Raw genomic sequence first — 11697 nt, 5'->3', positions numbered from 1 at the left:
CCCTCACACCCCCACACCCCACACCACTGGAGAAGATCATGACCACGAGAGCCGTGAAGCACCGATGGTCATCGCCCGCCGTGCTGGGCGCCGCCCTGTGCGGCATCCTGCTCGGCCTCGCGGCGCCATCCGGCGCCACCGGCGCGGCGCCGTCACCGTCCGACGCCGCCCCCACCCAGAACTGGCCGGGCACTCCCGACGGCTTCGCGTCCACCGGCGGCGGCACCACCGGCGGCGCCGGGGGCGAGACGGTCACCGTCACCACGTTCGAGGAGCTGAACGAGTACGCCACCGCCGCGGAGCCCTATGTCATCCGGGTCGGCGGGACGATCGCGTACGACGAGATGGGCCACGAGGTGCGCGTCGCCTCGAACAAGACCATCGTCGGCGTCGGCACCCGGGGCGAGATCGTCGGCGGAGGCTTCTTCCTCAACGAGGTCTCGAACGTCATCATCCGCAACCTCACCATCCGTGACACCCGCATGCCCGACGACGATCCGGGCGACGACGACTACGACTACGACGCCATCCAGATGGACGGCGCCGACCACGTCTGGATCGACCACAACCGGTTGCAGCGGATGAACGACGGTCTGATCGACAGCCGCGAGGACACCACCGACCTCACGGTCTCCTGGAACGTCATCAGCGAGAACAACAAGACCTTCGGCATCGGCTGGACCGACAACGTCACCGCCCGGATGACGCTCCACCACAACTGGTTCCGCGACACCAACTCGCGCAACCCGAGCATCGACAACGTGGCCAACGCCCATCTGTACAACAACTACCTCCAGGACACCGGCAGCGGCAACTGGTCGCGGGGCTCGTCGAACACCGTGATCGAGAACAGCTACTTCGAGGGCGTCACCGACCCGTACTACATCACCGACGACGCCTCGCTCACCGAGTCCGGCAGCATCGTGGTCGACTCCGAGGGCGACCAGCAGACCGGCGGCGAGGGCTTCGACCCGGGCCGGTTCTACGACTACTCCCTCGACCCCGCGGCGGACGTCCCCGCCCTGCTCCGGGACGGCGCCGGACCCCAGGCCGACATCGGCGGCTGACCACCGCCCCCCCCGCCCGGAACCACCCGCGGCTCCCGCCGCGAACGAGCGGGCCTGTACGCCGGGTCGTCTCTCCCCGGCGTACAGGCCGGCGCGCGGGGGCGGAGCGTCAGAGGCGCGCGCCGATGTCCGCGCCGTTGGCGGGGCGGAGGAAGGCGGAGGTGGGGATGGAGCCGTCGGGGCCGCGCGGGCCGGTGATCGTGCCGGGGTCGGTGCTGGCGAGGGACCAGGATCCGCCGAGGTCCCACGAGTTCCCGCTGCCGCTCGATCCTGAGCCGAGGGAGACGTCGGGGGCGTTGGCGACGGCCAGGTTCCCCGTCAGCGTTCCGTCCGCGTCCGCGAAGTCGAACCCGGTGCCCCCGTTGTCCCAGGCCGTGCAGCGTTCGGCCACCAGCGCGCCGGGGTTGGCGTTGTCGATGAACCCGCCGACCGCGTTGTCCCAGGCCATGCTGTTGCGGGTGACGTGCGCCGCGGCGGGGTCCTCGTCGCCGCCACCTCCGAGCTTGAAGCCGTTGCCGTCGCCCGTGTAGTCCGGCAGGCCCCAGCGGTTGAACCCGTTGCCCCAGGCGAGGCTGTCCTCGACGAGGATCGGGGAGAGGAACTCCCACGCGTCGTAGCCGTCGTCGGAGTTGTTCCACAACCGCGCGCCGCGCACCACGTTGCCGCTGCCCGAGCCCTCCTTGATGGCCAGGCCGTCCGCGCTCTCCCCGTTCTTGCGGGGGTCGCGGTTGCCGTGACTGTCCAGATCGATGATCTGGTTGTCGCTCGACGCGCCCTGGAGGTGCAGCCCGCTCTCGTAGTTGTCGCGGGTGACGAGGCGGTCGAAGACGTTGTCGCTGGTGTCCAGGCCGAAGACGCCGTAGGGGCCGTTGATGATCTCCAGGCCGATCAGCCGCCAGTGGTCGCCCTCGATGTGGACCGCGCCGCGCTCGGGGCGGGGGATGCTCCCGTCCACGGGCGCGGGCGTGTGCGGCATGTTCTCCCCGTCGATGACGGCCCGCTCGCCGTCGTAGCTCCGGAGCGTGATGGGCAGGCCGGGGGCGCCGCTGGCGAGCAGCTGGATGTTGGAACTCGGCGCGTAGGTGCCGGCCCTGAGGTGGATGGTGGTACCCGGCTCCGCCAGGTCCACCGCGTGCTGAACCGTCCTGAGCGGCTCGGCGAGCGTGCCGGGGTTGGCGTCGTCGCCGTTCGGCGCCACATACGTGTCTCCCGCGGCCACGGGCGCCGCGGCCTGACGGCCGGTGGGCGCGGCCGTCGCGACGGGTCCTGACAGCGCGGCGACCGCGCTCGCCAGCAGGCTCACGCACACGACGAGTGCTGTACGTCTCATGGTTCCTCTCCAGGGGGTGGGGTCCATGACCCGGGCGCCTCCCCACGCCGTCGAAGTCATCGAATGCGTCGAATTCATCGGGCTCCCGCATTCATGGCGACTGAACGCTCTCGATTCGCCGGGGCGTGGGGGGAGATGTCGCCGTGCAGGGGAAGCGCTTCCTTCACCGGAAACGGGGTGAACGTACTGATACGCCGATGCCGCGTCAAGGGCTTAGCCTTCCCCGATTCCACCCCGGCGCATGCGCGGTAAAGTCCACGCAGAGAGCGTCATATTCCTCGTTTTCTCTGCATGCTGGATCCATGCACCACGCCCGAACGGCCACCGCCACGAGGGCTCTTGATGCAGAGGGGCGACGGGATACACCGTGCCGGATAGCAAGCGCTTGCGCGTCAGGCCATCCGGCCACGCGGGTGTCCGCGCGTCACGTGAGCCCGGCGCCCCGCGGGCCGATCGTCGCCGATCGTGGTGAAGGGCATCGCGCGGACCGGGCAACCTCCGGGCCCGCGGCGGCGACTACCCCGTGCACGACCACCCCCACATCCAAGGAGTAACCATGCGATCCCCACACCGTCACGTCAGCGGGAAACGCGGCCGGATGCTGCTGGCCGTCGCGTTCGCCGGCGCCCTCGCCGTCAGTGGCACGACGGCGCTCGCCTCGGCGGCCGGGACCGGCGCGCCCGCGCCGGTGAGTCAGGAGGCGGCGGGCCAGGAGGCGGCGCCCGCGGCCGGTGCCCTGGCGGTCGAGTGGCCGCAGCCCACCGACGAAGTGGTGGTCAACGAGACCATCGAGGTGGACGGCCCCTTCGACGGCGGCAACGTGCGGTACGTGCCGGGCCCGGACCTGGGTGACGGCGGCCAGGGCGAGGACCAGCTGCCGGTGTTCGAGGTCTCCGGGGGCGGCACGCTGAGCAATGTCATCATCGGCTCGCCCGGCGTGGACGGCGTGCACTGCGACGGCGGTTGCACCCTGCGGAACGTCTGGTGGGAGGACATCGGCGAGGACGCGGCCACCTTCCGCGGCGGGGACGGCTCCCAGTTCCTGGTCACCGGCGGCGCCGCCCGCGCCAGCGACGACAAGGTGTTCCAGCACAACGGCGGCGGCACCCTGACCATCCAAAACTTCGCGGCAGAGGACTTCTCGACCCTGGTCCGCTCCTGCGGCAACTGCTCCAGCCAGTACGAGCGCACCATCGTCATCGAGAACGTCGAGGTGACCGCGCCCGCCAGCCGGCTGGCCGGGATCAACGAGAACTACGGCGACTCCGCGACGCTCCGGAACATCACCATCATCGGCGACGACGACCGCGACATCGTGCCCTGCCAGAAGTACATCGGCAACGACGAGGGCGACGAACCCGAGGAGACCGGCACCGACCCCGACGGCACCCACTGCCGCTACTCGGAATCCGACATCAGCTACCAGTGACCGGCGGCCCCGGCACCCGCCCGGGTGCCGGGGCCCGGATCAGCCTCGTCCCCCGACCGTGGCCGCCCTCGCCGCCGTGGCCTCAGGCGGCGCGGGCCGCGCCGCGGCGCTGGTGCGACCGCCCGCCGCGGGGACGGGCGGTGCGGGGGTGGCGTCCCGGCGGCTGGAGTGCGGCCGGCGGGGTCTGCTCGGCGACGACCGGGATCCCGGAGGGGACGCGGGCGCCGGTGATGCGGACGAGTTCGGCGTCGTCCGGCCGGACCCGGGTGGTGCGGGGGCTGATGTCGGCGGTCGCCAACAGCCGGTTCATCTCCGTCCGCTGGTGGGGCAGGACGAGCGTGACCACGCGCCCCGAGTCTCCGGCGCGTGCCGTGCGGCCGCTGCGGTGCAGGTAGTCCTTGTGGTCCGCGGGCGGGTCGATGTTGACGACGAGGTCCAGGTCGTCGACATGGATGCCGCGGGCCGCGACGTTCGTCGCCACCAGCACGGTGATGTCGCCCTCCTTGAACGCGCGCAGCGTGCGCGTGCGTTGGGGCTGCGACTTGCCGCCGTGCAGGGCCGCCGCGCGCACGCCCGCGTTCAGCAGCGTCTTGGTGAAGCGGTTCGCGGCGTGCTTGGTCGACAGGAACATGATGACCCGGCCCTCGCGGGCGGCGATGCGGACGGCGAGGGCCGTCTTGTCGGTCTCCGCGACGTGCAGCACGTGGTGTTCCATGGTGGTGACGGTGCCGGCCGAGGGGTCCACGGTGTGCAGCACCGGGTCGTTGAGGAACTGCCGCGTCAGCTGGTCGACGTTGCGGTCGAGCGTCGCGGAGAACAGCATGCGCTGCCCGTCGGCGGGCACCTGGCGCAGCAGCCGGGTGACCTGCGGCAGGAAGCCCATGTCGGACATCTGGTCCGCCTCGTCGAGCACGGTGACCCGCACCTGGTCGAGCTGGCAGTCGCCGCGCTCCGTCAGGTCGCGCAGGCGGCCGGGAGTGGCGATCACGACCTCGGCGCCGTCGCGCAGGGCCCGCGTCTGGCGGCTGATCGCGACCCCGCCGACGACGGTGGCCAGCCGCAGGCGGACGGCCCGCGCGTAGGGGGTGAGCGCCTCGGTGACCTGCTGGGCCAGCTCGCGGGTGGGGACGAGGACCAGCGCCAGCGGGTGGCGTGCCTCGGCGCGGCGCCCCGCCGTCTGCGCGAGCAGGGGGAGCCCGAAGGCGAGCGTCTTGCCCGAGCCGGTCCTGCCGCGGCCGAGTATGTCGCGCCCGGCGAGGGCGTTCGGGAGGGCGGCGGCCTGGATCGGGAACGGAACGGTGATGCCGTGGTAGGCGAGCTCGGCCGAGAGGGCCGCGGGCAGGGCGGCCTCGGCGAACGAGGCGACGGCGGGGAGAACGGGGGTGGTGCTGGGGCGCAGTGCGATATCGCGGCTGCGGCCCGCGGGACGTCGGCTGCCCCCGCCGGATCTGGTTGGGCGCGTCATGCGGTATGCCTTTCCTCGGTCGGCTCTCCCGGGGGCATTCCACGGCCGGAAGATTTCTGGGAGGAACTGGGCACGGTCCGCAAGATCGTGAGCTGCGCCGGAGTTCCGGACAGTACGGCACGCGCCGGCCCGCACCTCTCGGTGCGGAACCGGCGCGTCTCGCGGCTCGATCAGGCAGGAACGATGTTCTCCGCCTGCGGGCCCTTCTGCCCCTGCGTGATGTCGAAGTTCACGCGCTGGCCTTCCTGAAGCTCACGGAAGCCCTGAGCGGCAATGTTCGAGTAGTGGGCGAAGACGTCGGCGCCGCCGCCGTCCTGCTCGATGAAGCCAAAGCCCTTTTCGGCGTTGAACCACTTCACAGTTCCGCTGGCCATATCAAACTCCCTAGAGTGGGCCGTTTCCTCGAATACGCACCTCGCGTACTCGCTGTCGCCGCAATGAGCCCATCCGGAAATGACCGGCAAAAAGAAATGCACCTGTCGGCCGCATTACCGTCAGGTGCACATAAGTTTTATGGGTGCCAAAACTGCAACTGGCTCCAGCCTAGCACACGCTCCCGGGAGGCCCGGCCGAGCGGGTGCGCCGGGGCGGGGGGTTGTCGGGGCGCATGAGGCCGGGGTGAAATGGGGACCGATGGGATGGAGAACGATATCTCCGACCCCGCGGGCACACCGCGCGGGGAAGCGCGACAGGAGTGTGTGACCACAGTGACATCCGACACGCGACAGGCCCTGGTGGTACGGGGGGGCTGGGAGGGGCACAGCCCCGTCGAGGCCACCGACCGCTTCGTGCCGTTCTTGAGGGATCAGGGCTACGCCGTCCGAATATCGGATTCCCTCGACGTGTACGAGGACGCCGACCTGCTCGGCTCGACCGACCTCGTCGTCCAGTGCTGGACCATGGGGCGGATCACGCGCGAGCAGACCGCGGGACTCGTCGCCGCCGTCCGCGCCGGCACGGGCCTCGCGGGGTGGCACGGCGGGATCGTGGACGCCTTCCGCGGCGACCTCGACTACCAGCTGCTCACCGGCGGCACGTTCCTCAAGCACCCGCCCGGCTTCATCGACCACGAGGTCAACCTCCTCCCGGACCGCGCCGACCACCCGGTGATCGCCGGGCTCGGCGACTTCCGCGTCCACACGGAGAAGTACTGGCTGGCCAGCGATCCGCTGATCGACGTCCTCGCCACCATCACGTTCGACGCCGACGAGGAGCGCGCCCACGCCGCCCGCATCCCGGCCGTGTGGACGCGGACCTGGGGCAGCGGCCGGGTCTTCGTCTCCACGATCGGGCACAAGCCGGACGACTTCGACGTCCCCGAGGTCCGCACCCTCACCGAGAGGGGCCTGCTGTGGGCGAGCCGCTGAAGGTCGGCATCGTCGGCGCGGGCAAGATCAGCGGCGCGTACCTCGACGCCCTCGCCACCGCGGACAGCCTGCGGCTGACGACCGTCGCCGACCTCGACCGGGCCCGCGCCGAGGACCTGGCCGAGCGGGCGGCGGGCGAGGTCGCGGTCGCCGGTTCGGCCGCCGAGCTGGTGGAACGCGACGACGTGGACGCCGTGCTCAACCTCACCGTGCCCGCCGTCCACACCACCGTGACCCTGGCGGCGCTCGCCGCCGGGAAGCACGTCTACAGCGAGAAGCCCCTCGGGACGACGCGCGAGGAGGCGGACGCGATCCTCGCCGCGGCGCGCGCCGGGGGCCTGCGGGTCGGGTGCGCGCCGGACACGGTGCTCGGGACGGGTACGCAGACCGCGCGCAAGGCGCTGGACGACGGGCTGATCGGGAGGCCCGTCGCCGCGACCGCGTTCATGACCACGGCGGGGCACGAACGCTGGCACCCGGATCCGGAGTTCTACTACCGGCCGGGCGGCGGGCCGCTGCTCGACATGGGTCCGTACTACCTCTCGGCCCTGGTGCACCTGCTGGGCCCGGTGGCCCGGGTCACCGGAGCGGCCTCGCGGCCTCGCGCGGAGCGGGAGATCGGCAGCGGGCCGCGGGCGGGGGAGCGGTTCCCCGTCGAGGTGGACACGCATGTCACGGGCGTGCTCGAACACAGGGGCGGCGCGCTGACCACGCTGGTCATGAGCTTCGACATCCATGCGGCGCGGCTGCCGCGCATCGAGGTCTACGGCACGGAGCGTTCGCTGTCCGTGCCCGACCCGAACGGGTTCGGCGGCAGTCCCGCCCTGAGCGACGGCACGGAGTGGAACGTCCTTCCCGACGCGGCGGGCCACCCGGAGGGGAAGCGCGGCATCGGCCTCGCCGACATGGCGGAGTCCCTGGCCGAGGGCCGCCCGCACCTCGCCTCGGCCGAGCTCGCCTCGCATGTGCTCGACACGATGCTGACCCTGCTGGACTCCGCCGACCAGGGCGTCTCGCTGCCGGTCACCCGTACCACGGAACGGCCTCCGGCGGTCGGTACGTTCTGACCGGGCGGGCCTTCGGGCTCGGTGCCCGCGCCCGCCCCGGCCGTCCGCGATCGGGGCGGGTGCCGGTGGGCGTCGCGGCGGCCGTTGTGCCAGACGGTGCGGATGCGGGTGTTCAGCGTGTCGAGCCGCAGGTCGGTGCCGGTGAGCAGCAGGAGGTCGGCGCGCTTGCCCTCCGCGTCTCGTTGCCCGTGATCCGCACCATGGAACGGCCTGCGGCGGTCGGTATGTGCTGACCGGGTGGGCCCTCCCGGGTCCGGGGTGGGGGCGCGTCACGGCGTGGGGGGCGTGTCGTTTTCACGCCGCCGTGGTGCGGCGGCCGTTGTGCCAGACGGTGCGGATTCGGGTGTTCAGCGTGTCGAGCCGCAGGTCGGTGCCGGTGAGCAGCAGGAGGTCGGCGCGCTTGCCCTCCGCGTCTCGTTGCTCGTGACCGGCACCACGGAACGGTCTCCGGCGGTCGGCGCGCGCTGACCGGGTGGGCCCTCCCGGGTCCGGTGCCCGCACGGGGGCGCGCGGCCGCCGTGGCCTCTCACGCCGTCGTCGTGCGGCGGCCGTTGTGCCAGACGGTGCGGATGCGGGTGTTCAGTGCGTCGAGCCGCAGGTCGGTGCCGGTGAGCAGCACGAGGTCGGCGCGCTTGCCCTCCGCGATCTCGCCCCGGTCGCCGTCCACGCCGAGCAGGCGGGCCGCGTCCAGGGTCGCCGCGCGCAGCGCGCCCGCCTCGCCGAGCCCCGCCTCGGCGAGGTGGTGTATCTCGCGCAGCGCCTCGGTGTGCGGGCGCACCGGGTTGTCGGTGCCCATCGCCACCGGCACCCCGGCCTCGACGGCCATCCGTACCGACCGCGGGTGCGCCTCGGCCGCCCCGTCGGGTGCCTCGGCCGGTACCGACTGGCTGCACGAGAGGGTGGGCACCAGCCAGGTCCCGGCCTCGGCCATGGCGGCGACGGCCGACTCGTCGAGGAAGGTGCCGTGTTCGACGCTGCGCGCCCCGGCGCGTGCCGCGGCCTCGGCCGCCCGCGCGCCGTGCGCGTGCACCATCACGCCCCGGCGTCCCTGCCGGGCCGCCTCGTCGACCAGCGCGGTCAACTCCGCGTCGGTGAGCTGGACATCGTGCACGCCGCGCCCGGCGACCAGGGAGCCGGTGGCGGTGACCTTGATCCAGTCCGCGCCCGCGCGCACCATCCGGCGCACGGTGGCGCGCGCCGCGTCGGGGCCGTCGAAGACCGGGTCGGGCAGGGACGGGTCGCCGAAGAAGTCCACCGGGCCCGTGCGCGCGCCCCAGTGGTCGCCGAGGCCGCCGGTCGTGCACACCTGGCGGATGCTCAGAAAGATGTCGGGGCCCTCGATCCAGCCGCGTTCCACCGCGATCCGCACGCCCGCGTCCGCGCCCCATGCGTCCCTGACGGTGGTGATGCCGAGGCCCAGCAGGGTCCGCAGCACCGGCACCGCCGACAGCGGCCTGGCGGAGCGCGGCAGCCGGAACGGCTCGCGCATCGTCTGCGCCAGGCACACATGCGTGTGGCAGTCGATGAACCCGGGCAGCAGCAGCCCGCCCGCGCAGTCCACCGCCTCGTCGCCGTCGAGGCCGGGGCCGACGCCGGTGATCCGGTCGCCCTCCACGGTCACGTCGGCCGCGGCGACCCGGCCGGAGTGGACGTCGAACACGGATGCACCGGTGAGCAGCAGACGTTTCACCGGGGCACCCTCTCACGGGGCCTCTCAGCCGCGGCGCCCCCGGCCTCGGCCCCGCCGACGGCGCGCGTGGCGGGTGCGGCGGGCGGCGGCGAGCGCCGTGGCGGCGAGGAGCGCCGTCACCGCGACCGCCGCCAGCGGGAAGCGGAGGGCGTCGCGCTTGGCGCGGACGCGCTCCAGCAGGTTCGCCCTGGCGGCGAGGGCCGCGACCGTCTCGCCCAACTCCCGGCGCGTTCCGTCGACATGAGCCCGCAGCTCCTCGGTGCCGTCCGCGGTGTCCGTGGTGCGGGTCGTGTCCGTGGTGCCGGTCATCGGCCCGCCGCCCTCTCCCTGATCTCGGCGACGTCGGCCTTCACGCCCTCGATGGCCTGCTCGGGCCTGGGCGGCGCCGCCTCGCGCATCCTCGCGCGGCCCGTCGCCGCCAGGGCGGCGGCCAGGGCCGTCAGCGCGCCGGTGACGATCAGCGCGGACGCCCACACCGGCAGGGCCTGCGCCAGCGCCGCGATCACCGTGGCCGCGAGCGCCTGGAACGCGACGACCGCCACCACCGCCGAGGCGGTGCACAGGGCCCCGCCCGTCCGGAACCTCCTGCTCTTGGCCACCATCTCCGCCTGGGCCAGCCGCATCTCCTCGCGCATCAGCCGCGAGAACTGCTGGGAGGCCCGGGACACGAGCGCCCCCACGGACTCCTCGCCGAGCTCGCGCGCCGGCCGTTCCTCCGTATGCGTCATCTCCGCTCCCTCTCCCGTCGACGGGGTCTCGACGGCGCCGAGTACCCGCCTCCCCGGCCCCTCAAGCCGGCAACGTCCGGGCGGGCGGCCGGTGGTGCGCTCCGGCGCGCGGGGCGATCAGGCCAGCGCGGCCAGAACGGCGCGCGCCGCGCGGGGCCGGGTGAGGAGATCGGTGCTGTCGGCCCACTGGTCCACACTTCCGGTCAGCGGCAGGGCGCGCAGCTCGGGGTCGACGACCGTACCGGCCAGCGCGGCGGCGAGGCGTTCGGCGTGCAGCACCATGAACGGCCGTGCGTGGTAAGGCCGTCGGGCCGGGTCCACCGGTTCGGTGAGGCCCGTGGCGTTGTGCAGCGCGGCCACCGTCTCGTACGCGTCGCACAGGTGCCGTTCCCGCTCCGGCTGGGCGGTCGCGGCCATCGCGCCGCGCAGCGACGGCGTCAGCCGCTCCGCCACCGGGAGCCGGCCGAAGGCGGAGCCCAGCCACTTGGAGTAGGGCGCGTACCGCCGCTCCATGAGCAGGCACAGCCGCATCAGGTCGCGCACCAGCCGCCCGGCGACGACCGCCGCGCCGAGCTCGTCCCCCGCCTCCGCGCAGCGCCCGGGGAACGCCTCCTCCTGGGAGATCCGCTGCCACTGGCAGGCCAGCAGATGGCGCCAGACCTGGTCCGGGTACCAGGCCAAAAGGCGCCGCGCGCCGGTCAGTTCCCCGAGCCCGTCGTGGAACACGGCGCCCCCGGTGAACTCGGCGAGGGCCTGCTGCGGCATCGACAGCCAGTCGGTCACGGAGAGTTCGGCCACGGAGAGTTCGGCCACGGAGAGTTCGGCCGGGGGGAGTTCGGCCGGGGCCGGGCCGGGGGTCAGGCCGAGCCGGTCCCGCAGCCGGCCGCCGACGTGTCCCACCGACACCCGGTGGTTGACCGGCCCGTCGGTCGGCGTCATCAGCCCGACCGGGTCCCGCGGGTCCGCGGTCGGGCGGAAGTGGGTGGGCCAGCCGCGCACCTCCTTGGGCAGCCGCTCGGCGAGCAGCCGGTGGATCCGTTCCCCGTGCGCGGCGGCGTCCTCGGCCGTCAGGAAGAGGTCGAGCCGCGGCCCCCACTCGTGGTCCGCCGACCGCGCCGAGTCGAAGCCCAGCACCTCGGAGCCGGTGCCGACGCGGGCGGCGGCGTACCGAAGCCCCGGCCACTCGGCCTCGATCAGGGGCCGCACCGCCTCCTCGTAGAGGACGCGCGAGAGGGTGAGACCCGGCAGGAACGCCGCTTCCGAACGTGTCATGCGGGCCACTGTGCGGGCTCCGGCCCGCCACGGGCCACCCGTTATCCGGCGCGGCTGCTCCCGGCGGCGTAGCGGGCGACTCCGGACGGCGGATTCGGCGCCGGACCCCGCCCCTTACCGTGACGGCATGGACATGGAGAACGAAACCCCGCGAAACGGCACGAATGACGAGGAAACGCGCCCCGGGCGGCGCGCCCTGCTGAGGGGCGCCGCCGCCGTCGCCGGGCTGGCGGGCGCGGCCACCGTGGGGCCGCCGCCCCCGACGGCGGCCGGCGCGGGGGC

The 11697-nt window shown here is 73.3% G+C and carries 12 protein-coding genes; 4 read left to right on the top strand and 8 right to left on the bottom strand.

Annotation, left to right across the window (positions count from 1 at the left end):
* Positions 1-1067: pectate lyase family protein (locus ADY01_RS25335; protein ID WP_234320407.1), on the top strand; the 1067-nt coding region annotated here is incomplete at its 5' end.
* 109 nt (positions 1068-1176) lie between these two features.
* Here ADY01_RS25335 and ADY01_RS25330 read toward each other — a convergent pair.
* Positions 1177-2397 (bottom strand): right-handed parallel beta-helix repeat-containing protein, encoded by a 1221-nt coding sequence (locus ADY01_RS25330; protein WP_049578140.1) that lies wholly within the window; start codon positions 2395-2397, stop codon positions 1177-1179.
* Positions 2398-2953: 556 nt separating this feature from the next.
* Between ADY01_RS25330 and ADY01_RS25325 the strand changes: the two genes are divergently transcribed.
* Positions 2954-3826, top strand: coding sequence for a pectate lyase (locus ADY01_RS25325; RefSeq protein WP_078900594.1), 873 nt, complete (start codon positions 2954-2956; stop codon positions 3824-3826).
* Positions 3827-3908: 82 nt separating this feature from the next.
* Here the strand turns inward: ADY01_RS25325 and ADY01_RS25320 are convergent, their stop codons facing one another.
* Complete coding sequence (locus tag ADY01_RS25320) at positions 3909-5291, bottom strand: DEAD/DEAH box helicase (protein WP_049578138.1); 1383 nt, start codon at positions 5289-5291, stop codon at positions 3909-3911.
* Between the two features lie 170 nt (positions 5292-5461).
* Positions 5462-5665, bottom strand: coding sequence for a cold-shock protein (locus ADY01_RS25315; protein WP_049578136.1), 204 nt, complete (start codon positions 5663-5665; stop codon positions 5462-5464).
* 333 nt (positions 5666-5998) lie between these two features.
* On the opposite strand from ADY01_RS25315, the gene ADY01_RS25310 reads away from it, so the two are divergent.
* Complete coding sequence (locus tag ADY01_RS25310) at positions 5999-6658, top strand: ThuA domain-containing protein (protein WP_234320408.1); 660 nt, start codon at positions 5999-6001, stop codon at positions 6656-6658.
* The gene (locus ADY01_RS25305) at positions 6643-7725 is read left to right on the top strand and encodes a Gfo/Idh/MocA family protein (protein WP_049578133.1); all 1083 of its coding nucleotides are present in this window, start codon (positions 6643-6645) and stop codon (positions 7723-7725) included. The genes ADY01_RS25310 and ADY01_RS25305 overlap by 16 nt, the downstream gene beginning before the upstream one ends.
* A gap of 294 nt (positions 7726-8019) precedes the next feature.
* On the opposite strand, the gene ADY01_RS25300 is transcribed toward ADY01_RS25305, so the two are convergent.
* The 5 genes from ADY01_RS25300 to ADY01_RS25280 all read right to left on the bottom strand — a co-directional run bounded on the left by ADY01_RS25300 (position 8020) and on the right by ADY01_RS25280 (position 11415).
* On the bottom strand, positions 8020-8226 hold the full coding sequence (locus ADY01_RS25300; protein WP_049578131.1) for a hypothetical protein: 207 nt from the start codon (positions 8224-8226) through the stop codon (positions 8020-8022).
* A gap of 25 nt (positions 8227-8251) precedes the next feature.
* Complete coding sequence (locus ADY01_RS25295; RefSeq protein WP_049578129.1) at positions 8252-9415, bottom strand: amidohydrolase family protein; 1164 nt, start codon at positions 9413-9415, stop codon at positions 8252-8254.
* Between the two features lie 24 nt (positions 9416-9439).
* Complete coding sequence (locus tag ADY01_RS25290) at positions 9440-9724, bottom strand: DUF3618 domain-containing protein (protein ID WP_049578126.1); 285 nt, start codon at positions 9722-9724, stop codon at positions 9440-9442.
* Positions 9721-10143 (bottom strand): phage holin family protein, encoded by a 423-nt coding sequence (locus tag ADY01_RS25285; protein WP_049578125.1) that lies wholly within the window; start codon positions 10141-10143, stop codon positions 9721-9723. Before ADY01_RS25285 ends, ADY01_RS25290 begins: the two co-directional genes overlap by 4 nt.
* A 117-nt stretch (positions 10144-10260) precedes the next feature.
* Complete coding sequence (locus tag ADY01_RS25280; protein WP_049578124.1) at positions 10261-11415, bottom strand: DUF4037 domain-containing protein; 1155 nt, start codon at positions 11413-11415, stop codon at positions 10261-10263.
* Positions 11416-11697: the final 282 nt, after the last annotated feature.

Origin of the sequence: Streptomyces sp. SBT349 (assembly GCF_001083795.1) — a bacterium.
Taxonomy (GTDB): domain Bacteria; phylum Actinomycetota; class Actinomycetes; order Streptomycetales; family Streptomycetaceae; genus Streptomyces.
The sequence above is the reverse complement of the archived record's forward strand: the minus strand, read 5'-3'. Positions and strand labels throughout refer to the sequence as shown.